This window comes from Gordonia sp. SMJS1, from assembly GCF_029866425.1.
GTDB lineage: Bacteria > Actinomycetota > Actinomycetes > Mycobacteriales > Mycobacteriaceae > Gordonia > Gordonia hongkongensis.
In genome coordinates this window covers 425751-448175 of record NZ_CP123381.1, presented here as the reverse complement: position 1 = coordinate 448175, position 22425 = coordinate 425751, and the positions used below count along the sequence as shown (strand labels likewise).

20 protein-coding genes and 1 pseudogene are annotated in these 22425 nt (G+C 67.5%); 17 read left to right on the top strand and 4 right to left on the bottom strand.

All coding sequences use genetic code 11. The features are described from left to right. Position 1 precedes the first annotated feature (1 nt). Together QAD21_RS01990 and QAD21_RS01985 are read left to right on the top strand one after the other, a co-directional pair. Positions 2 to 919: an SDR family NAD(P)-dependent oxidoreductase gene (locus tag QAD21_RS01990; protein WP_078111811.1), complete on the top strand. Its 918-nt coding sequence runs from the start codon at positions 2 to 4 to the stop codon at positions 917 to 919. A gap of 285 nt (positions 920 to 1204) precedes the next feature. After that, positions 1205 to 2902, top strand: coding sequence for an HNH endonuclease signature motif containing protein (locus QAD21_RS01985; RefSeq protein ID WP_165630731.1), 1698 nt, complete (start codon positions 1205 to 1207; stop codon positions 2900 to 2902). A 13-nt stretch (positions 2903 to 2915) separates the two neighbouring features. On the opposite strand, the gene tgt is transcribed toward QAD21_RS01985, so the two are convergent. Then, on the bottom strand, positions 2916 to 4184 hold the full coding sequence (tgt, locus tag QAD21_RS01980) for a tRNA guanosine(34) transglycosylase Tgt (protein WP_165630732.1): 1269 nt from the start codon (positions 4182 to 4184) through the stop codon (positions 2916 to 2918). Positions 4185 to 4274: 90 nt separating this feature from the next. Here tgt and QAD21_RS01975 point away from each other — a divergent pair, with 90 nt between their 5' ends. Continuing rightward, positions 4275 to 4778 (top strand): hypothetical protein, encoded by a 504-nt coding sequence (locus QAD21_RS01975; RefSeq protein ID WP_165630733.1) that lies wholly within the window; start codon positions 4275 to 4277, stop codon positions 4776 to 4778. 82 nt (positions 4779 to 4860) lie between these two features. Here QAD21_RS01975 and QAD21_RS01970 read toward each other — a convergent pair whose 3' ends face one another. Next, positions 4861 to 5346 carry a DUF1877 family protein gene (locus QAD21_RS01970; RefSeq protein ID WP_165630734.1) on the bottom strand — a complete coding sequence of 162 codons (486 nt, stop codon included), beginning with the start codon at positions 5344 to 5346 and terminating at the stop codon, positions 4861 to 4863. Between the two features lie 64 nt (positions 5347 to 5410). Further along, positions 5411 to 6304, bottom strand: a complete 894-nt coding sequence (locus tag QAD21_RS01965) for an SGNH/GDSL hydrolase family protein (protein WP_280360442.1) — start codon at positions 6302 to 6304, stop codon at positions 5411 to 5413. Positions 6305 to 6528: 224 nt separating this feature from the next. Here QAD21_RS01965 and QAD21_RS01960 point away from each other — a divergent pair, with 224 nt between their 5' ends. Further along, positions 6529 to 7293 (top strand): MerR family transcriptional regulator, encoded by a 765-nt coding sequence (locus tag QAD21_RS01960; RefSeq protein WP_280360441.1) that lies wholly within the window; start codon positions 6529 to 6531, stop codon positions 7291 to 7293. A gap of 46 nt (positions 7294 to 7339) precedes the next feature. Next, positions 7340 to 8764 (top strand): glutamate decarboxylase, encoded by a 1425-nt coding sequence (locus QAD21_RS01955; protein ID WP_058251027.1) that lies wholly within the window; start codon positions 7340 to 7342, stop codon positions 8762 to 8764. Positions 8765 to 8833: 69 nt separating this feature from the next. On the opposite strand, the gene murF is transcribed toward QAD21_RS01955, so the two are convergent. Continuing rightward, positions 8834 to 10147, bottom strand: a complete 1314-nt coding sequence (murF, locus tag QAD21_RS01950) for a UDP-N-acetylmuramoyl-tripeptide--D-alanyl-D-alanine ligase (RefSeq protein WP_226512249.1) — start codon at positions 10145 to 10147, stop codon at positions 8834 to 8836. Between the two features lie 69 nt (positions 10148 to 10216). On the opposite strand from murF, the gene QAD21_RS01945 reads away from it, so the two are divergent. From QAD21_RS01945 to nuoK, 12 genes and pseudogenes are all read left to right on the top strand, one after another. Then, entirely contained in the window at positions 10217 to 11293 is a 1077-nt protein-coding gene (locus QAD21_RS01945) for a D-alanine--D-alanine ligase family protein (protein ID WP_065631166.1), read from the top strand. 85 nt (positions 11294 to 11378) lie between these two features. Then, positions 11379 to 11786 carry a hypothetical protein gene (locus QAD21_RS01940; protein ID WP_065631167.1) on the top strand — a complete coding sequence of 136 codons (408 nt, stop codon included), beginning with the start codon at positions 11379 to 11381 and terminating at the stop codon, positions 11784 to 11786. A 162-nt stretch (positions 11787 to 11948) separates the two neighbouring features. Beyond that, complete coding sequence (locus QAD21_RS01935) at positions 11949 to 12353, top strand: NADH-quinone oxidoreductase subunit A (protein ID WP_004021559.1); 405 nt, start codon at positions 11949 to 11951, stop codon at positions 12351 to 12353. 38 nt (positions 12354 to 12391) lie between these two features. Further along, positions 12392 to 12946: an NADH-quinone oxidoreductase subunit B gene (locus tag QAD21_RS01930; protein WP_004021558.1), complete on the top strand. Its 555-nt coding sequence runs from the start codon at positions 12392 to 12394 to the stop codon at positions 12944 to 12946. Beyond that, positions 12943 to 13650: an NADH-quinone oxidoreductase subunit C gene (locus tag QAD21_RS01925; RefSeq protein WP_065631168.1), complete on the top strand. Its 708-nt coding sequence runs from the start codon at positions 12943 to 12945 to the stop codon at positions 13648 to 13650. Before QAD21_RS01930 ends, QAD21_RS01925 begins: the two co-directional genes overlap by 4 nt. Beyond that, a complete protein-coding gene (nuoD, locus tag QAD21_RS01920; protein WP_065631169.1) occupies positions 13650 to 14963 on the top strand; it encodes an NADH dehydrogenase (quinone) subunit D in 1314 nt (437 codons plus the stop codon). The genes QAD21_RS01925 and nuoD overlap by 1 nt, the downstream gene beginning before the upstream one ends. Further along, positions 14960 to 17095 (top strand): NADH-quinone oxidoreductase subunit NuoF, encoded by a 2136-nt coding sequence (gene nuoF, locus QAD21_RS01915; protein WP_280360437.1) that lies wholly within the window; start codon positions 14960 to 14962, stop codon positions 17093 to 17095. Before nuoD ends, nuoF begins: the two co-directional genes overlap by 4 nt. After that, positions 17092 to 19508, top strand: a pseudogene (locus QAD21_RS01910) (NADH-quinone oxidoreductase subunit G). The gene nuoF and the pseudogene QAD21_RS01910 overlap by 4 nt, the downstream one beginning before the upstream one ends. After that, positions 19505 to 20785, top strand: a complete 1281-nt coding sequence (gene nuoH, locus QAD21_RS01905) for an NADH-quinone oxidoreductase subunit NuoH (RefSeq protein ID WP_068972607.1) — start codon at positions 19505 to 19507, stop codon at positions 20783 to 20785. Before QAD21_RS01910 ends, nuoH begins: the two are co-directional and overlap by 4 nt. Beyond that, positions 20778 to 21341, top strand: coding sequence for an NADH-quinone oxidoreductase subunit NuoI (nuoI, locus tag QAD21_RS01900; protein ID WP_137810096.1), 564 nt, complete (start codon positions 20778 to 20780; stop codon positions 21339 to 21341). Before nuoH ends, nuoI begins: the two co-directional genes overlap by 8 nt. After that, entirely contained in the window at positions 21338 to 22126 is a 789-nt protein-coding gene (locus QAD21_RS01895; RefSeq protein ID WP_137810097.1) for an NADH-quinone oxidoreductase subunit J, read from the top strand. Before nuoI ends, QAD21_RS01895 begins: the two co-directional genes overlap by 4 nt. Next, the gene (gene nuoK, locus QAD21_RS01890; protein ID WP_058251017.1) at positions 22123 to 22422 is read left to right on the top strand and encodes an NADH-quinone oxidoreductase subunit NuoK; all 300 of its coding nucleotides are present in this window, start codon (positions 22123 to 22125) and stop codon (positions 22420 to 22422) included. Before QAD21_RS01895 ends, nuoK begins: the two co-directional genes overlap by 4 nt. Positions 22423 to 22425 lie beyond the last annotated feature (3 nt).

The window sequence follows — 22425 nt, the reverse complement described above, 5'->3', positions numbered from 1 at the left end:
CATGACAGACAACAAGGAAATCAACGGCTCCACCGTCGTGATCGCCGGCGCGTCGAGCGGATTCGGACGCGGCGCCGCGGTGCGACTCGGAGAACTCGGCGCGAACGTCGTCGTCGCGGCGCGTCGAACCGCGGTCCTCGACGAGGTCGTCGCAGAGATCACCGGCAAGGGCGGGTCGGCGCTGGCGGTGCCCACCGATGTCAGCGATCCGCGTGCCGTCGCCCATCTCGCGTCCGCCGCGCTCGAACGGTTCGGGTCGATCGACGTGTGGGTGAACAACGTCGGCGTCGGCGCGGTCGGATACTTCTGGGACATCCCGATCGAGGACCACGCTCGCCTCGTCGACGTGAACCTGAAGGGCCTGATCTACGGCGCACATGCGGCGCTGCGCGTCTTCCGGTCGCAGGGTCGCGGCACACTCATCAACGTGGGCTCGGTCGACAGCGAGGTACCCATCGCACTCCAGAACACCTACGCCGCAACGAAGGCGGCGGTTCGGAGCCTCGGGCACTCGATCAGCGAAGAGCTGCGCATGGCCGGCGACGACGCCATCAAGGTCGGCACCATCATGCCGTGGGCCGTGGACACCCCATGGTGGGTCCACGCCGCCAACTACACCGGACACGAACCGCGGATGTCCGCGATGGACGATCCGCAGATCGTGGTCGACGCGATCGTGGCAGCCTGCACCGACCCGAAGCTGGACCAACCGGTCGGCTACAAGGCCAAGGCCGCCAACGCTTCTCACCATCTCATGCCCGGGATCACCGAGCGGTCCTCCGCGGCGACGGCGAAGTCCGAGACCGAGAAGGGGACACCGGTCGAGCCGCACGCGGGTGCGATCCACGACCCCAACCCGGACAGCACCGGGGTCGCCGGCGGCATCCGCGAACGGATGGTTGCCGAGGACTCGCGCTGACGCCCGTCCGCCGTCGCTCGTTGTGGTGCGCCGCCCTCTGTTGGTCGAGCACCGCCGCAGTGTCCCGCTGGTCGAGCCGCGTCGAAGTGCCCCGCTGGTCGAGCAGCGCCGCAGTGTCCCGCTGGTCGAGCAGCGTCGACCGAGCGAAGCGAGGACGCCGCGTCCGTCGAGGCCACCGAGGCGACGCGTAACTCCTGTCGGTGCGGCGTGATTCGATTGCCAGACCACCCCGAGAAATCCAGAGACCACCCTTGACTCGCACGTATGTTCGAGTATCGTGGAGGTATGTCATCGGGGGCGGGGGCCGGATTCACATCGGTGGACCCATCGCAGGAGTCGGTCGAGCCGCGCTTTCGTCCCGACCACGAACTCTCCGCTTCTGAACTCGTCGAGGTCCTGAATCACTGCGCGGGCTTGGCAGCAGCGTCCGCGCATCGAATGATGGTCGTTGCCAGCCTCATTCACGACGAACGCGAGATGGATTACGCGCAGCGCCGCGCCGAGACGCACAACGGCGAACTCGACTCCATCGAAGCCTTCGAGCACCTGTCCGCGCGAGTGGCCGCGGGCGAGAACCCCTACGAGCAGTTCGGGCCGAACGGGCTCGAGCAGGCCATCGCCGAAGTCGGTGCCACCCTCACGGTGACGCCGGCCGAGGCGAAAGATCTCATCGAGGCCGGCGACGCACTGCGCTACCGACTCTCCTTTACCGGACACGCACTCGCGTGTGGTCGAATCGACAAGCGCCGCTTCCTCATCGCGCTCAAGCGCACCGATCTCATCACCGACGACGAAGAGATGCAGACCGTGGACGCCCATCTGGCCGAGGCGATCTTCGCCCGCGCACCGATGTCGACGGCGCGGTTCACCGCCATGGTCGATTCCATCGTCGCCAAGTGGGCGCCCGACGCGGTCCGTCGACGCAAGGAACGCGTCAAGGGTGATCGCAAGGTGACGGTGAGCCCCGATCGCTTCACACCCGGGCAGTCCCGGATCTCCGGCACGCTGCCCAATGCTGATGCCGCCGAGTTCGACGCCCGCCTGACGGCGATGGCCACCGCGGTCCACGCCGGTGACCCTCGAAAGTTGGCCAACCGCCGAGTCGACGCTCTGAAAGCGCTCGCCCGGGGTGAAGCCGCCATCACCTGCCTCTGCGACGACTGTGTCATCACCGCAACCGAACCCGACACAGCACCAGACCTCGACGCAGCGACAGTGGATACCGCCGAGCCGCCTACATCAGCTGCTGAGATGGTGGATGCGGACAACGACGTCGACCCGTCAGCCGACGTCGTTGTCGATGACCCGGCCGCGCCGGCCGCCTCGGCGTCGGACTCACCCGCGCCGCGCGCGACTTTCCACATCGTGGTGAACCTGTCGACCCTGATCGGCCTCGACGACGACCCCGCCTTCCTCGACCGCCACGGCATCATCGACGCCGACACCGCCCGAACACTCCTCGCCGAAGCCCGCCGCACCTACATCCATCCCGCACCCGACGCACCCGACGGTTCACCGCCTCCCGACGCGGACAGTTCGACAACGCGATACACCCCCTCGAAGAAGCTGCAGGCGCTGGTGCGCGCCGGCGAACTGTGCTGCACCTTCCCCGGCTGCAACGCCCCGGTCTGGCAGATCGATCTCGACCACACCGAACCCTTCGACCACGCCGACCCGCGTCGCGGTGGCCCGACCGATGCGCGCAACCTCAAACCGCTGTGCCGGTTCCATCACCGCATCAAGACCTTCACCAGCTGGCAGGACCACCAAGACGAACTCCAGACCGCCTGGTTCACCACACCCACCGGGCACATGTTCGTCGGCAACGCCTTCAGCGGACGCGACCTGTTCAACAAGCTCTTCCCCAGACGGTCACCCGATCACCCCGCCCGAGACAGACTCAACACCCAGCGCGACAACGACTTCCGACGCCACCAACGCGCCGAGAAGCGCTGGAACGACGCCAACCCGCCACCGTTCTGAGCAATGGTCACGCCTACCGGGGACCTCCGTAGTAACGCCGGAGGAACTCGTCGCGGTACTCGGTGTATGTGCCGTTCTCGATGGCCTGGCGGGCCCGGTCGACGAGCGTGACGATGAAGGACACGTTGTGCAGCGTCGCCAGCGTGGGGCCGAGGCCTTCCTTCGCCTTGAACAGATGATGCAGGTAGGCCCGGCTGTACTGCGAGGTGTAGTTCTCGACCTCGGGGTCGAGCGGCCGGAAGTCACTGCGATACTTGGCATTCGTGACGTTGTACCGGCCGTCGAGTGAGTAGATCGCACCGTTGCGGGCGACCCGGGTCGGCGATACGCAGTCGAAGGTGTCGACGCCGTTCTCGATGGCGGTGAAGATGTCGTCGGGTTCACTGATCCCCAAGAGGTGTTTCGGGGAGTCCTCCGGGAGTTCGTCGTTGACCCAGCCGACGATGGTGCCGAGGTTGTCCTTCTCGAGTGCTCCGCCGATGCCGTAGCCGCCGAAGCCCTTTCCGCCGGCCGCGCGGTCCGCCTCGCTCAAGGCGACGAGGTCGCGAGCGGCCTTGCGCCGCAGATCCTCGTACTGGGCGCCCTGGATGACACCCCAGAGCGACTGCTGCGGCCGGTGTGCGCGTTCGACGCTCAGCCGATTGTGTTCGGCGAGACAGCGAATCGCCCACAACCGGGTGCGCTCGAGCGAATTCACCTGGTATTCGCGAGTGTTCATCAGGGTGGTCAGCTCGTCGAAGGCAAAGATGATGTCGGCGCCCAGCTGGTGTTGGATCTGCATCGACACCTCCGGCGTGAAACGATGCGCCGAACCGTCGAGGTGCGACTTGAAGGTCACCCCGTCGTCGTCGACCCGCGAGAGCCGTTCTTTGCCGTTGGCGGTGACGTCGTCGTCGGGGGTGCCGGTGGCCTCCATCGAGATGACCTTCTTGAACCCCGCACCCAGCGACATCACCTGGAAGCCGCCGCTGTCGGTGTACGTGGGCCCCCGCCAGTTCATGAACGCGCCGAGCCCGCCGGCCGCGTCGATGATCTCCGGCCCCGGCTGCAGATACAGGTGGTAGGCGTTGGCGAGCACGGCCTGGGCGCCGAGGGCGGAGACCGATTCCGGGAGGACCGTCTTCACGGTCGCCTTGGTACCGACGGGGATGAACGCGGGGGTGTGGATTTGACCATGCGGTGTGGTGATCGTCCCCGTGCGCCCACGGGTGCCGGCGAGGGTGGTGCCGACGGCGTAGGTGGGGTCGGCGACTTCGGTTCCGGTACTGCTCACGTCCAGCATCTTCGCAGGTCGGGCGCGCCATCCCAAACCGCCGACCGACACCGGCCACCGGTGCGGTCGACGAGACCGCATTCGCTACCGTGGTGAACCATGTCGCGCAGATCTCGTCCCACCGGTCCCTCCACGAGCCGCTCTCGCCGACCGATCAGGGTCGCGGCGGCGACCCTCGTACTCGCGGCGGCGATGTCGATGCTCGTGGCCTGCGGCGCGGAACAGGACGTGACCACCGCGTCGTCGACCTCTCAGGCCGTTGCCGCGGAGTCGGGATCACCGTCCGCCGAACAGCCCGCCACCTCGCCGCCGGTGGTCCCCGGTCGCAAGCCGGTGTCGACGACGACGTCGAGTGCGACCGCGTCCGACGATTCAGACACCACTTGCGGCACCATCCCGGGCCCCGACGGCGCGTTGCGAGTCATGATCCTCGCCGGTGACGTGTCCTGCGATTCGGCGCGGTCCATCGCCACCCAGTACGGACCGAAGATCACCACCGGCCAGCAGCAGTCGGTGGCCGGCTGGACCTGCGCGCCGTCTCAGCTCGAAGGCGTCCTTGCGGCCTGCCAGAAGGGCACCGCGGTCATCGGTTTCGCGCCGTAGTTCTTTCTATGGGGCGTCAGTCGGGCAGCCGAGCCAAACTGTTCGAGCCGGCTTCGAACCGACCCACGGCGGGCACGTCTGTCTACACAAGCTCCAGCACCAGGTGGTTGTCGAGATCGGCGGCCAGGCTGACGAAACCAGCCATGATCGCGTACTTTTCTCGCAAGTACTCGACAGCCCCATCGTCCCAATGGCGCATCATCGGCCACACCTCCTGGCGAGCGAGTTCTGTCGCGGTGGTGTCATCGAGCAACGTGTCGAAGGTGATGTGCGCGAGGATGTCCCGGGTGGCCACCACGTACTCGGGACTCATGTAGTTCGGGATACCTTCGCCGAAGTCGATGTTGCCGGGCACCATTCCTTGCCCTCGGACCGGGTTCACCGGCATCGCCGATCGGTCGAACATCAGCTCGAGTGCCTGATACGCCTTGTCGATGTCGGTGGAGATGGTCGGGTCGGCTTGACGGAGGCTGCTGACGAAGTCGGCGGTGTCCCGGGCCGAACCCATCATGTTGATTTCGCGCAGTTCATCGTCGCTGAGCCTGGTGTACGACCGAATGAGTCCCATGAGTACCCCCCTACCGACCAGTGAGCAGTGCCTCTACACGGCGAGCAGCCCGCACAGCGGTCCCTCACCGCAGCGCGGCCACGACCTGGTCGGCCATCGCCTTCTGGCCGCGCGCGTTGGCGTGCATCGCGGGGAAGCTGACCGCACCGAGCGTCGGCTCGACCCATCGCCGTTCGCCCGCGCAGGCGTCGTGGCCCGCGGAGACCTTGGTCATGTCGACGAAGGTCACGCGGGTGGCTGCGGCGGCGCGGCGCATGGCGGCGTTGAGGGCTTTGAAGACACGATGCAGGTACGCGGTGTCCCCGGGCGTGGTGAGCAACGACGCCGAGCAGAGCGCCGAACCCGTGGCCGGGAAGATCTGCGGATATCCGACGAGGACGACGCGTGCGCGCGGCGCTTCGCGGCCGACGAGGCGCAGGGCGTTCACGAGGTCGGGGTAGGTCGAGGATTTGATCTCGTCGACCAACGAGGTACCGAACTCGTCGCGACATGGGGTCGCTGACAACGGCGCGGCCATCCACGCCCGCTGGCAGGCCGAGGTCGAATTGCTGAACAGTCCGTTGTTGTTCGCGCCGATCGTGAGGGTGATCAAGCGGGTGGCCGGTCCGATCGCGCTGATCTGCGGTCCCTGCCACCGATACTGCGACTTGGTGAGGTCTTCGGTCGTCGCGCCCGCGCAACTGACATCGACGACCTCGGTCCCGCGTCGTTTGGCAACGAGGCTGGAGTAGTTGATCGCCGAGTTCGAGCAGAAGGTCGCCGCGCTCGTCGCCTGGGGGAACACCGATGCGCCTGCGCTGTAGCTGTCACCGAGATTCACGTATGCGTATCCGTCCGCTGCCTGGGCCCCGCCGGCCGTGACGAGTCCGGCGAGGAGAGCGAGGATGGTGGCCGCCGCCGTCAGCAGGGTTCGGATGCCGAGGCCTCGGCGGGGGCTGCGGCCATACGGCACGGACATGCGGTGACTCCAGATCGTGGTACGCGTGTTACTGGTGTTGCAGGTGATACCAACAGTACCGGGCCGACGGCCCGAGATCGGTGCACACGTACCCCAGTTTCCAATCTGATACACATGTCAAGTTTCTGTGACGCCGACGGCACCGGTCGCTCCGCACACTTGACCCTCACGCGACGTCAGGCAGCAGGGTTGTCGATGTGAGCGAGGAAAAGCACACTTCCAAGGTGGACACCCGGGAGCTGACCGTCGGTGTCGTCGCCGGCATGGTCGGCGTCAGCATCCGCACGCTGCATCACTACGACCAGATCGGCCTGGTGGTGCCGTCCGGTCGGACACCAGCCGGGTATCGCGTCTACGACGACACCGACGTCGAACGTCTCCACCAGGTACTCACCTACCGTGAGCTGGGCTTCTCCCTCGAGCAGATAGCGACCCTGCTCGACGATCCGGATGTGGACCCCATGGGTCACCTCGAGACGCAGCGCGAGCTGCTGACCGGCCGGATCGATCGCTTGCTCCGGATGGTCGCAGCACTGGAGGAGATGATGAACGCCAAGAAGGAAGGCATTGCCCTGTCGGCGGCCGAGCAGGCCGAGATCTTCGGCGACCAATGGCCAGGCGAGGAGTACGCCGCCGAGGCCGAGGAACGCTGGGGGAACACCGACGCGTGGAAGCAGAGCCAGAAGCGGACCGAACAGTTCTCCAAGGAGGACTGGCAGCGCATCAAAAAGGAGACCGACGACCTGGAACGGCGGCTCGCGGACGCGATGCGTCGCGGGGTGACTCCTGGCACCGCCGAGGCGAACTCGCTCGCCGAAGAGCACCGCGCACAGATCGGGCGCTTCTACGACTGTGATCACGACATGCAGGTCTGCCTCGCCGACATGTACGTCGCGGACCCGCGGTTCACCGAGCACTACGACGCGCAGGCCCCCGGCCTGGCCGTCTACCTGCGGGAGGTGATCCACGCAAACGCGGGACGAGGGTGAAAGATCGCCACCCGCCGGTCGTCCGGGTCGGATAGGTTCGGTGTCCATGACCACCGACCCGGGCGTCCACAACAAGAGCGGTGGCGCCCGCGCCACCACCAACATAGGCGATGCGATGACCCTGCGCACCGTCTTCAACCGCGACGGCGAGGCCACCGACCTCCCCAAGTTCGCACTGGGTGACTCGATGTTGTTGCCCGACACCGCCTATCAGATCGTGCACGACGAGGCGATGCTCGACGGGAACGCCCGCCTGAACCTCGCGACCTTCGTGTCGACGTGGATGGACGACGAGGCCAAGAAGTTGTACTCGGAGACCTTCGACAAGAACATGATCGACAAGGACGAGTACCCGCAGACGGCCGCGATCGAGGACCGGTGCTGGCGCATCCTCGCCGACCTGTGGCACAACCCGGACGTCGACAACGCGATCGGTACCTCGACGATCGGCTCGTCGGAGGCCTGCATGCTCGGTGGGCTCGCGCTCAAACGGCACTGGCAGACCCGGCGCCGCGCCGAGGGCAAGTCGACCGAGAATCCCAACATCGTGCTGTCGACGGCGGTCCAGGTGTGCTGGGAGAAGTTCTGCAACTACTTCGAGGTCGAGCCCAAATGGGTACCGATCAGCCCCGACCACCTCGTCCTCGACGGTCACGAGCTCGAGAAGTACGTGGACGAGAACACGATCGGGGTCGTCGCCATCATGGGACAGACCTACACCGGCATGTACGAGCCGGTCACCGCGATCGCGGCCAAGCTCGACGAGATCCAGGCCGACACCGGACTCGACGTGAAGATCCACATCGACGGCGCGTCGGGTGCGATGATCGCCCCCTTCTGTCAGCCGGACCTCGAATGGGACTTCCGTGTCGACCGTGTCGTCTCGATCAACACCTCGGGCCACAAGTACGGACTGGTCTATCCAGGTGTCGGCTGGATCGTGTGGCGCGACACCGACGCACTGCCCGAGAGCATGGTGTTCCACTGCTCCTACCTCGGCGGCGACATGCCGACCCTGGCACTCAACTTCTCCCGTCCCGGCGCACAGGTCCTGCTGCAGTACTACGTGTTCCTGCGGCTCGGCCGCGACGGCTTCACCCAGGTCCAGCAGGGTTCTCTCGATGTGGCGCAATGGCTTTCCGGACAGATCGCCCAGATCGACGGCCTCGAATTGGTCAGCAAGGGCGACACGATCCCGGTCTTCGCCTGGAAACTGAAGGCCGGGCACAGCGAGAACTGGAACCTCTACGACCTGTCCGACCGCCTGCGCATGAAGGGCTGGCTCGTTCCCGCATACCCGATGGCCGACGACCTCGCCGACCTGACCGTGCAGCGAATCGTCGTGCGCGCCGGGCTGAGTCACGACCTCGCCCGTGCACTCATCGCCGACATCCGGACCGAGGTCGACTTCCTCAACCGCCTGGAGAGCCCGATGCCACGCGAGGGCGACGGGTCACACTTCCACCACTGATGCCCGCCGGTTGAGCTCTCCCCCGCCGGTTGAGCTCTCCCCCGCCGGTTGAGCTTGTCGAAACCCCCCTCAGTCCAGCAGCGCCTGCGCCACGCGCTCGAGGGCGGCGACCCGACTCCCCTTGACCAGCACTGCGGTCCCGTCGTCGAGGTCGCCGAGTTCGGCCGACACGCCGTCGACGTCGGAAACGTGCCGAGCGGTGTCACCGTAGTCGGCCTCGGCGACCGCGATGACCTCGATGCCCAGATCCCTGGCCTCCAGTGCGATCGCACGGTGCTGGTCTGGCGAGTCGGCGCCGAGTTCGGCCATGGTGCCGAGAACCGCCACCCGACGCGACGCGGGGAGTGTCGCCAGCGACCGCAGCGCAGCCGACATCGACGTCGGGTTGGCGTTGTAGGCATCGTTGAGGACCGTGACGCCTCGCGACGAGGTGGCGAGTTCCATTCGTAGACCGGACAATTCGGCGGCGAGGAACCCGTCCGCCATCGACTCGACCGGCACCCCTAGCCCGCCGGCGGCAGCCGCCGCCGCCAGCGCGTTGGGGACCTGGTGCTCGCCGCGGGCGCCCAGTCGGACCTCCGTCGAACCCCACGGTGTGTGCAGCCGGAACGTCGCGCGCAACTCGTCGTCCAGGACGATGTCGGACGCGTACACATCGGCGTCCGGCGACAGCCCGTAGCGCAGGACACGCGCCGAGGTGCGATCCGCCATCGCCGCGACGTACCGATGGTCGGCATTGAGCACCGCGATCCCGTCGGCCGGGAGCGATTCCACCAGTTCACCCTTCGCGCGCGCGACGGACTCGATGTCACCGAACAGCTCCAGGTGCACGCCCTCGACGCGGGTGATCACGCCGACCGTCGGTTTCGCGATGGAACACAGCAGGTCGATGTGCCCGACGCCGCGGGCGCCCATCTCGAGGACCACCGCCTCCACGTCGTCGGCGGCCGCGGCGAGGGTGATCGGCAGCCCGAGCTCGTTGTTGAACGACTTCTCGCTCGCCGCGGTGCGGTAGGTGGTGCGCAGCACACCCGCGAGCAGATCCTTGGTCGAGGTCTTGCCTACCGAGCCGGTGATGCCCACCACGCGATCGGGGACCCGGGCGCGGACCGCTCGACCGAGGTCGGCGAGGGCGAGCGCGGTGTCGGCGACGCGGATGGCGGTCCCGCCGACCGGGTCGACCCTCGAGGAGAGGTAGGCGGTGGCCCCGCCGTCGAGTGCGGACTCGATGAAATCGTGGCCGTCGCGCTCGGCGACGATCGGCACGAACAGCTGGCCCGGCCGAACACTCCGCGAGTCGATGCTCGCCCCGTCGATCTGCACGTCGGGGCCCAGCAGCTCCCCGCCCACGGCCTCCGCGACCTCGCTTGCTCTGAAATGCACGGTCTCACGCTAGCCGAGTCCCCAGCACACGCCGAGAACCCGATTGCACGGGGCCGTATCGTGACAGGCATGTCTTCTCGGCTGTTGCGTCTGGTGGTTCTCTACGGTGGCGTCTCCGCCGAGCACGATGTGTCGCGGGTCACAGCGGCTCATGTCCTGGCCGCGGCCGACCGGGCCAAATACGACCTGGTCCCCATCGGCATCGCCAAGGACGGCACGTGGTTGCGCAACGACAAGGCGATCGCCGCCATCGCCGACGGCACGCCACTCCCCGACACCCTCGAGGTCGCCGGAACCGCCGTCGACCCGCTGACCGAACTGCGTGGTCACGCGGACGAGGCCATCACGGTCGTCCTTCCCCTTCTCCATGGACCGCACGGTGAGGACGGCACCATCCAGGGGATGCTCGAGCTGTTCAAGCTGCCGTATGTGGGCGCGGGTGTGTTGTCGTCCGCGGTATGCATGGACAAGGCGATGGCCAAGATCGTCGCCGAGCAGGCAGGCATCCCGCAGTGCCGCTGGGTCGAGTTCCGCGACGGTGTCGACGACCCGGAGACGATCACCGCCCGCGCGATCGACGCGCTGGGGCTCCCGGTGTTCGTCAAGCCGGCGAACCTCGGCTCGTCGGTGGGCATCACCAAGGCGCACGACGAGGCCGAACTCGACGCGGCGGTGAATCTCGCGCTCCGATACGACAACGTGGTCATCATCGAGGAGGCCGTCACCGGGCGCGAGATCGAGGTCGCCGTTCTCGGTGACACGGCGCCCGAGACCTCGGTGCCGGGCGAGATCAAACCCGGGAGCGAGTTCTACGACTACGAGGACAAGTACGTCACCGGCGCCGCCCAGCTGGTCATCCCCGCTGCGGTGTCCGACGCGGCGGCCGCCGAGGTCCGCGAGCTCGCGGCGAGGACGTTCACCGCGATGCGCTGCACCGGCATGGCCCGCGTCGACTTCTTCTACGAGGAGTCCGGCCGTGGCTGGCTGCTCAACGAGGTCAACACCATCCCGGGGTTCACCCCGGGATCGATGTACCCCAAGCTGTGGGAGGCGACCGGCGTGCCCTACCCGGACCTGATCGATCAGCTCGTCACGTTCGCGCTCGAGGTGCACCGGCGTCGCACGGGGTTCTCCACCGAGCACTGAGCGCGGCGCACGCTCGTGACGCCGATGTGCAGACGCGCGCATGTTCCAGGGCTCGGCGAGGGTGCCGGGTTGTAGCATGCCAACCGTGACCGACTCCCAGTCTGCGCGGGCCCTGCGGGTGCTGGTCTATTCCGACGACGCGCAGACCCGCGCGCAGGTCATCGGCGCGATCGGAACCCGGCCCGACCCGGACATCCCACCGGTCAGCTACATCGAGGTCGCCACCGCCCCAATGGTGTTCGCGCAGCTCGACGCCGGTGTCGTCGACGCCGTGATCGCCGACGGGGAAGCCACCCCGGCCGGTGGCATGGGCCTGGCCAAGCAGATGAAAGACGAACTCGATCCCTGTCCACCCGTGCTCGTCCTGCTCGGGCGTGCCGACGACCGGTGGCTCGCGGACTGGTCCCGCGCGGACGCCGTGGCCGTCCTGCCCGTCGATCCGATCACTCTTCCGCGTGCGTTCGTCGGCATGATCGGAAACGCCGAACTCTAGAAAACAGTGACTCGCGCCACACACTCACACTAGGCTTGTGTTGCAGCTCACATTCGTACTGCCGGACCAGATCGGCCGACGGCACGGATAGGACGAACACCCGGGCCGGCCCGCACCGAACAGATGCCTTCCGGTCGCCACAAGCGAGGAGGGGTCCGCGCTTTGAACGCCTACGTCCCGATCATGGTCCTCGGGGCAATCGGCGTGGCGTTTGCCGTTTTCAGCGTCTTCATCGGCATCGCGATCGGTCCGAAACGGTACAACCGCGCCAAACTCGAGCCCTACGAGTGCGGCATCGAGCCGGTCGAACAGAGTCTGCTCTACCCGACGCGACGCACCGCCGGCGGCACGGTGGCCACCGGCTCGATCCAGCGCGTACCGGTCAAGTACTACCTCACCGCGATGCTCTTCATCATCTTCGACATCGAGATCGTGTTCCTCTACCCGTGGGCGGTCGCCTTCGACTCACTCGGGTGGTTCGGCCTCATGGCCATGCTCCTTTTCATCGTCAACGTCTCCGTCGCGTACGCCTACGAGTGGCGCCGTGGCGGACTGAGTTGGGACTGAGCACTTTTCACCGATCCGATACGGCAAGGAGGTCACCCATGGGACTCGAGGAACGACTCCCCAGCGGATTCCTGCTGAGTACCGTCGAGGATCTGGCCGGGTTCATGCGCAAGGGCTCGCTCTGGCCGGCGACTTTCGGGCTGGCCTGCTGCGCCATCGAGATGATGGCCACCACCTCGGGACGGTACGACCTCGCCCGGTTCGGCATGGAGGCGTTCCGGGCGTCGCCGCGACAGGCCGATCTCATGATCGTCGCCGGCCGCGTCAGCCAGAAGATGGCCCCCGTCCTCCGGCAGATCTACGACCAGATGCCGGAGCCCAAATGGGTTCTTGCCATGGGGGTCTGCGCGTCGTCGGGCGGGATGTTCAACAACTACGCGATCGTCCAGGGCGTCGATCACGTGGTCCCTGTCGACATCTACCTGCCGGGCTGTCCGCCACGCCCGGAGATGTTGCTGCACGCCATCCTGAAGCTGCACGAGAAGATCCAGGAGATGCCGCTCGGTGTCAATCGCGAGGAGGCCATCTGGGCGGCCGAACGTGCCGCCCTCCAGGCCACCCCGACGATCGAGCTGAAGGGGTTGCTCCGATGACCACGCCCGCAGGCCATCAGGACCCCGAGAACCCGGCACCCCCTCCGCACGACGCGGAGCAGATCGGCGTCCGACACGGGTTGTTCGGTCCGCCCGGAACCGGCGACACGTCGGGGTACGGCGGCCTGGTCCGGCCGGTCACGCTGCCGCCCAGTACGTCCCGACCCTACGGCGGGTATTTCGACGAGATCGCCGACTGTCTGCTCCACGAGATGGGCGACGGCTACGACGACGCGATCGAGAAGGTCGTGGTCTTCCGGGGCGAGATGACCATCCACGTTGTACGACAGCACCTTCCCGCCGTCGCACTGACTCTGCGCAACGCGCCCGCGTTGCGATTCGAACTCTGCCTCGGCGTGAGCGGGGTCCACTATCCCGGCGACCCGGGCCGCGAACTCCATGCCATCTATCCGCTCGCCTCCCTGACCCACGGGCGTCGCGTCCGTCTCGAGGTCGCGGCGCCCGATGCCGACCCGCACATCCCGAGCATCTGCGACATCTACCCCACCAATGACTGGCACGAACGCGAGACCTACGACTTCTTCGGCATCGTCTTCGACGGCCATCGCTCACTGACCCGGATCGAGATGCCCGACGACTGGGAGGGCCACCCCCAGCGCAAGGACTACCCGCTCGGCGGAGTCCCGGTGGAATACAAGGGAACCCGCGTCGACCCGCCGGACCGGAGGAGGTCGTACAACTGATGACCGACACCCATACGCACACCTACACCGTGTCGGGACAGGACTGGGACTCGATCGTGTCCGACGTCCGTACCCGCGCCGAGCAGCAACCGGGAGACGAACGCATCGTCGTCAACATGGGTCCGCAACACCCGTCGACGCACGGCGTCCTGCGCCTGATCCTCGAGATCGAAGGCGAGACCGTCACCGAGGCCCGCTGCGGAATCGGCTACCTGCACACCGGGATCGAGAAAAACCTCGAGTACCGCAACTGGACGCAGGGCGTCACGTTCGTCACCCGGATGGACTACTTGTCACCGTTCTTCAACGAGACCGCCTACTGCCTCGGCGTGGAGAAGCTCCTCGGTATCACCGACGACATCCCGGAACGCGCCACCGTCATCCGGGTGATGCTGATGGAGCTCAACCGCATCTCCAGCCATCTCGTCGCGCTGGCCACCGGCGGAATGGAACTCGGTGCCGTGACGGCGATGTTCCTCGGTTTCCGCGAGCGGGAGATGATTCTCGACCTCTTCGAACTCATCACCGGCCTGCGGATGAACCACGCCTACATCCGCCCCGGAGGTGTCGCACAGGACCTGCCGGAGGATGGCATCGACCGGGTCGCCGAGGTCATCCGACAGCTCCCCGGCCGCCTGGACGAACTCGGAGACCTGCTGAACGACAACTACATCTGGAAGGCGCGGACCCAGGGCGTCGGTTATCTCGACCTCACCGGTTGCATGGCACTCGGGATCACCGGTCCGGTGCTGCGGTCCACCGGTTACCCCCACGACCTGCGCCGCGCCGAGCCGTACTGCGGCTACGAGAACTACGAGTTCGACGTCATCACCGAGGACACCTGCGACTCCTACGGCCGCTACCTGATCCGCGTGCGCGAGATGCGCGAGTCGATCCGCATCGTGGAGCAGTGCCTGGAACGGCTCCGGCCGGGGCCGGTGATGGTCGCCGACCGCAAGCTCGCCTGGCCGGCCGACCTCGCGCTCGGACCGGACGGACTGGGCAACTCGCCCGAGCACATCGCCCGGATCATGGGCACCTCCATGGAAGCCCTCATCCACCACTTCAAACTCGTCACCGAGGGGATGCGCGTCCCGGCCGGCCAGTGCTACGTCGCCGTCGAATCACCGCGGGGCGAGCTCGGCGTGCACATGGTCAGCGACGGCGGCACCCGGCCGTACCGCGTCCACTTCCGCGACCCGTCGTTCACGAATCTGCAGGCCGTCGCGGCGATGTGCGAAGGGGGGATGGTGGCCGACGTCATCACGGCGGTGGCCAGCATCGACCCCGTGATGGGAGGCGTGGACCGATGACCGATCCCGTGTTCGTGGACCTGAGCACCGCACCCCAGCCGGAGGGGTCGGCGCCGGCGCACGGCGCACCCGTCCCACCGATCAGCTTCGACGGCCCGGCCGACTATCCCGACGAGGTCATCGAACAGCTGACCGCAGAAGCGCTCCCGATCATCGCGCGCTATCCGCAGGCGCGGTCGGCGCTGCTGCCGCTGCTGCACCTGGTGCAGTCCCACGACGGCCGACTCACACGTGCCGGCATCGAATTCTGTGCCGCACAGCTGGATCTGACCCCCGCACAGGTGGCCTCGGTCGCCACCTTCTACTCCATGTACCGGCGCACACCCACCGGCGAGTACCTCGTCGGGGTCTGCACGAACACTCTGTGCGCGACCCTGGGTGGCGACGAGATCCTCCGTTCGGTCTGCGAGCACCTGGGCGTGGAACCCGGGGACACGACGGCCGACCACCGCATCACCGTCGAACACGTCGAATGCAATGCGGCCTGCGACTTCGCGCCGGTGGTGATGGTCAACTGGGAGTTCTTCGACGACCAGACCCCGGAGTCGACCATCGAGCTCATCGAGGACCTTCGCGCCGGTGTCGAGGTCACCCCGGCTCGCGGTACCGGCCCCGTGCGATCGTTCCGCGAGACCGAACGCGACCTCGCCGGGGCCCGTCCTCCGCTGGTTGAGCCGGCACCGAGCGCCCCTCCGCTGGTTCAGCCCACCCCGCCGCTGGCTGAGCCCTCCCCTCCGCTGGTTGAGCCGGCACCGAGCGCAGCGAGGCGCCGAGTCGAAGCCACCTCGCAACCACCACAACCCACCCCCGAACCCGAACCCCCGGAAACGCCGATCCTCTCCCGCCACTGGGACGAACCGCAATCCTGGACCCTGGACAACTATCTGCGCCACAACGGTTATCGAGCGTTGGCGACCGCACTGACCACTCCCCCCGACGACATCATCGAGACGGTCAAGGCCTCCGGTCTCCGTGGCCGAGGCGGCGCGGGCTTCCCGGTCGGGATGAAGTGGTCGTTCATTCCCCAGCAGGATTCCACGCAGACCGACCCGTCTGTCCCGCACTATCTCGTGGTCAACGCCGACGAATCCGAGCCGGGCACGTGCAAGGACATGCCGCTGATGCTCGCGTCGCCGCACACCCTCGTCGAAGGCGTGATCATCGCGGCGTATGCCATCCGCGCGCACCACGCGTTCATCTACGTGCGCGGTGAAGTCGCCTCGGTTCTCCGTCGACTGCGCACCGCCGTCGACGAGGCCTACGCCGCAGGCTACCTCGGCACGGACATCCTGGGATCCGGCTTCGATCTCGAACTGGTCGTCCACGCCGGCGCGGGCGCCTACATCTGCGGCGAGGAAACCGCCCTGCTCGATTCGCTCGAGGGCCGGCGGGGACAACCGCGTCTGCGCCCGCCCTTCCCGGCGGTTGCCGGACTGTACGCGAGTCCGACGGTCGTGAACAACGTGGAGTCGATCGCGAGCGTCCCGGCGATCATCCGCAACGGCGTCGACTGGTTCCGGTCCATGGGCACCGAGAAGTCACCCGGGTTCACCCTCTACTCGCTGTCGGGTCATGTGACGCGTCCCGGACAATACGAAGCGCCACTTGGGGTTTCGTTACGGCAACTACTCGACCGGGCGGGCGGGGTGCGCGCCGGGCACGAGCTGAAGTTCTGGACACCGGGCGGGTCGTCGACACCACTCCTGACGCCGGAGCACCTCGACGTCCCGCTCGACTACGAGGGCGTCGGCGCGGCCGGTTCGATGCTGGGCACCAAGGCCCTGCAGATCTTCGACGAGACGACCTGTGTCGTCGGCGCGGTCCTGCGGTGGACGGAGTTCTACGAACACGAGTCCTGCGGCAAATGCACCCCGTGCCGCGAGGGCACGTACTGGCTGGTGCAACTGCTGCACCGGCTGGAGCACGAGGGCGGAACCGCCGCGGACCTCGACACCCTCGCCGATGTCACCAACAGCATCGTCGGGAAGTCGTTCTGCGCGCTCGGGGACGGAGCGGGCAGCCCGATCGTGTCGTCGCTGAAGTACTTCCGCGACGAGTACCTCGCCCACCTCGACCACGGGTGCCCGTTCGACCATTCACGCTCGACCGTCTGGGCAGGAGGCGTCCGATGACACTCACCCACGGGAGCGACCCGGCGGCCGCGACCGACAACCTGGTCGGCATCACCATCGACGGTCGCGCCGTCCGGGTACCCAAGGGCACGTTGGTGATCCGCGCGGCCGAACAGATCGGCATCATGATCCCGCGCTTCTGCGACCATCCGCTCCTCGAACCGGTCGGTGCCTGCCGGCAGTGTCTCGTCGAGGTCGAGGGGCAGCGCAAACCGCTCGCATCATGCACGACGGTGGCCACCGAGGGGATGGTGGTGCGGACGCAGCTCAGCTCGGAGATCGCGGCGGGAGCGCAACGCGGGGTGATGGAACTCCTCCTGATCAACCACCCGCTGGACTGCCCGGTATGCGACAAGGGCGGTGAGTGCCCGCTGCAGAACCAGGCGATGTCGCCGGCCGTTCCGAGTCGCGGTTCGACGGCGTCAAGCGGACCTTCACCAAGCCGGTCCCGTTGTCGTCGGAGGTCCTGCTCGACCGGGAGCGATGTGTGTTGTGTGCCCGCTGCACCCGGTTCTCCACACAGGTCGCGGGTGATCCGCTCATCGAGCTCGCGGATCGCGGTGCGCTACAACAGGTCAGCATCTACGCCGACGAACCGTTCGACTCCTACTTCTCCGGCAACACCGTGCAGATCTGCCCCGTCGGTGCGCTGACGGGGGCGCAGTACCGGTTCCGCGCCCGGCCGTTCGACCTGGTGTCGACGCCGAGCGTGTGCGAACACTGTGCGAGTGGATGCGCCCAGCGCACCGATCACCGCCGTGGAAAGGTGCTGCGCCGGCTGGCCGGTGACGATCCCGAGGTCAACTCGGAGTGGAACTGCGACAAGGGGCGATGGGCGTTCGCCTACACGTCGTCGCCCGACCGGATCACCGCCCCGCTCGTCCGGGACCGGCACGGCGATCTCCGTGAGGTGTCGTGGGCCGACGCCGTGCGCGCGGCGGCCGAGGGATTGACCCGTTCACCGGGCAACGTCGGTGTACTCACGGGTGGCCGGTTGACCGTGGAGGACGCCTACGCGTACTCCCGCTTCGCGCGAACCGTGTTGCACACCAACGACATCGACTTCCGCGCCCGAAGCCACAGCACCGAGGAGGCCGCCTTCCTCGCCGCGCGCATCGCCGGTCACGGACTCGCGACCACCTACGACGACCTGTCCGCCGCACCCGCGGTGCTGCTCGCCGGTTTCGAACCCGAGGAAGAGTCCCCGATCGTCTTCCTCCGTCTCCGGCGGGCAGTACGCACCGCCGGGCAGCGCGTCGCGACGGTCGCCCCGTTCGCGAGCCGCGGCGCCACCAAACTCGACGCCGCGGTCTTCCGGTCCGTTCCCGGCAGCGAGGCACAGGTGCTGCAATCGGAGGAGGTGACCGCGCACCTGCGGCCCGCCGGCTCGGTCATCCTCGTCGGTGAACGGCTGGCCACCCGGCCCGGCGCGTTGGCCGCAGTCGCGGCACTGGCCGACCGCACCGGCGCCCGGCTGGCCTGGATTCCGCGCCGCGCCGGCGAACGAGGCGCGCTCGAAGCGGGCGCCTTGCCGGGCCTGCTACCCGGCGGCCGGCCACTCGACGACGAGGACGCCCGTACGGCGGTGTCGGAGATCTGGGGCACCGATCTCGCCCCGCGGCCCGGACGCGACACCGCCGGGATCATCGACGCCGCGCGCTATCACGGGCTCTCGCTGGTGATCGGCGGCGTCGACGTCGACGACCTCCCCGACCCCGTCGCGGCGACCGAGGCGCTGACCGCCGCACCGTTCGTCGTCAGCCTCGAGCAACGCCGCAGCGCCGCCACACGCTGCGCGAACGTGGTCTTCCCGGTGGCTGCCGTCGCGGAGAAGGAGGGCACGTTCGTCGACTGGGAGGGCCGCCCGCGGAGCTTCACCACCGCCCTGACGGACTCGGGCCACCTGTCCGACCACCGCATCCTTGACGCGATCGCCCGGCAGATGGGTGTCGACCTGCGGTGCGCCGACGTCCCGACCATCCACATCGACCTGCGACGCATCGGCGCATGGTCCGGCCGGCGGGCCCCCATCGACGCCGCTGACAGGCCCCAGCCCGACCCGGCTGCCGGCCAGGCGGTGCTGGCGGGGTGGCACACGCTGCTCGACGACGGCCGGATGCAAGACGGGGAACCGCACCTCGCCGGCACCGCCCGCCCGCCGGTGGCCCGGCTCGCGCCGTCGACCGCCGCCGAAGCCGGTGTCGGGTCGGGCGACCTCCTGCGCGTCAGCACCGCCGACGGCGCCATCGTTCTGCCGGTGGAGATCACCGACATGCCGGATCGAGTCGTCTGGCTCCCGCTGTTCTCTCCCGGCTCGCACGTCCACGCCACGCTTCGCGCGCAGGAGGGTGACCTCGTGGCCCTCGCGCCGGCCCCGGTCGACGCCACCGACGCCGCAGGGGGTGCCGCGTGAACCTCGCCACCGACTTCCCGACCCTCGACGACTTCGGCCAGGACCCGATCTGGCTCGTCGTCGCCAAGGCGCTGGCCGTGTTCGTGTTCCTTGTGCTCAATCCGCTCATCGCCATCCTGCTCGAGCGAAAGATCATGGCACGCATGCAGACCCGCCTCGGGCCGAATCGGGTCGGCCCCAAGGGAATCTTGCAGAGCCTTGCCGACGGCGTGAAACTCGCACTCAAGGAGGGGATCATCCCCACCGGCGTCGACAAGGTGATCTATCTGCTGGCACCGATCATCGCGGTCGTCCCGGCGGTGATGGCCTTCGCGGTCATCCCGTTCGGGCCGATGGTGTCGGTCTTCGGTCACCAGACTCCGTTGCAGCTCACCGATCTCCCCGTCGGGGTGCTGTATGTCCTGGCGGTCACGTCGGTGGGTGTCTACGGGATCGTGCTGGCCGGCTGGTCGTCGGGCTCGACCTATCCGCTGCTCGGCGGACTCCGCTCGACGGCACAGGTCATCTCGTACGAGATTGCGATGGGACTCACCTTCGCCGCGGTGTTCCTCGACGCCGCGACCATGTCGACGTCGGGAATCGTTGCCGCCCAGGAACACCACTGGTACGTGTTGCTGCTGTTGCCCTCGTTCGTCATCTACGCCATCTCGATGGTCGGCGAGACCAACCGGGCGCCTTTCGATCTGCCCGAGGCCGAGGGTGAGCTGGTCGGCGGGTTTCACACCGAGTACTCGTCGTTGAAGTTCGCCATGTTCATGCTCGCCGAGTACATCAACATGGTCACCGTCTCCGCGCTCGCCACCACTCTGTTCCTCGGCGGTTGGCAGGCGCCGTGGCCGCTGAGCACGTTCGACTGGGCGAATTCCGGTTGGTGGCCCGTTCTCTGGTTCACGCTCAAGGTGTGGGCGTTCCTGTTCGTGTTCATCTGGCTGCGAACCAGTCTGCCGCGCTTGCGGTACGACCAGTTCATGAATCTGGGTTGGAAGGTCCTGATCCCCATCTCCCTCACCTGGGTGATGGTCGTCGCGATCATCCGCGCCGCCTTCGCCGGCGAGGACGCCGACCTCACCCGCGCGCTGGTCTCCGCCGGCGCCGGACTCGTCGTCACCGGGCTCATCGCCTACGCGGTGTGGCGGTTGATGCGGGTCCCCGACATCCCGGACCCGACGCAGGACTCCGCAGACCCGTCCGCCGCACCCGACGAGTTCGACCCGATGGCCGGCGGATTCCCCGTGCCGCCGATGCCCAGCACCGTGAGGGAGACCACCGATGCCTGACTTCCTGAAACCGGTGAGCGGATTGCGCGTCACCTTCGGCGGCATGTTCCAACCCACGATCACGGAGCAGTACCCCGAGCAGAAACGGCCGACCGCAGCGCGCTATCACGGTCGCCATCAACTGAATCGGCACCCCGACGGTCTCGAGAAGTGCATCGGGTGCGAGCTGTGCGCGTGGGCGTGCCCGGCTGACGCCATCTATGTGGAGGGCGCCGACAACACACCCGACGAGCGCTACTCGCCCGGCGAACGGTACGGGCGCGTCTACCAGATCAACTATCTGCGGTGCATCGGTTGCGGGCTCTGCATCGAGGCGTGCCCCACGCGCGCGCTCACGATGACCAACGACTACGAACTCGCCGATGACAATCGCGCCGACCTCATCTACGAGAAGGACCGTCTGCTGGCCCCGCTGCAGCCCGGCGTCGACGCGCCGCCGCACGCGATGGCGCCGGGCTCCACCGAGGAGAACTACTACCGGGGCGAGGTGACGTCCGACGGGCGGGTCGCCCTGCCCGATCCGACTGTCCCGACCAGACGCGAGCCGCGGTCATGACTTCCGGTGGCACCCTGTGGCTCGCCGACGAGGTGGTGCGAACCTCCACCGGTGAGGCGATCCAGTTCTGGGTTCTCGGGGCCGTCGCGGTTGCCGGTGCGCTGGGTGTCGTCTTCGCCACCAAGGCCGTCTACTCGGCGATCTTCCTGGCCACCACGATGATCGTGCTGGCCGTCTTCTACGTCGCGCAGGGGGCGCTGTTCCTGGGCGTGGTGCAGGTGGTCGTGTACACCGGTGCGGTGATGATGCTGTTCCTGTTCGTCATCATGCTGATCGGCGTCGACTCGTCGGACTCACTGCGGGAGACCCTGCGCGGCCAGCGACTGTCCGCGGTGTTGCTCGGTGTCGGCTTCGGGATCCTGTTGATCGCCGGGATCGGCAGCGCCACCGTCGGTGTCGTCACCGGTGCCACCAACCCCGACGTGGTGGCCGCGCAGAGCGACGCCGGTGTGGAGGCCATCGCCGAGCTGATCTTCGTCCGCTACCTGTGGGCGTTCGAGCTCACCGGAGCCCTCCTCATCGCCGCCACGCTCGGCGCCATGGTGCTCGCGCACCGGGAGCGTTTCGGCCCACGACTCACCCAGAAAGAACTGTCGCAGGCGCGGTTCCGCAGTGGGGTCAACCTGACCCCGCTGCCGACACCCGGGGTCTACGCGCGACACAACGCGGTCGACGTGCCGGCCCGTCTGCCCGACGGGTCGCCGTCGGACCTGTCGGTCAACGCCATCCTGGCCGCGCGGACACTCCGCACCCGCCCGGCCGACGACCCGGGGACCGACCGGTGAACCCGGAGAACTACCTCTACCTCGCAGCGCTGCTGTTCACCATCGGCGCGGCCGGAGTACTGCTGCGACGCAACGCGATCGTCGTGTTCATGTGCGTCGAGCTCATGCTCAATGCGGCCAACCTCGCCTTCGTCACCTTCGCCCGGATGAACCAGTCGTTCGACGGCCAGGTCATCGCGTTCTTCACCATGGTCGTCGCCGCGGCGGAAGTGGTGGTCGGGCTGGCGATCATCATGACCATCTTCCGATCACGCCGCTCGGCGTCGGTCGACGACGCGGATCTGCTGAAGAGGTAGAGG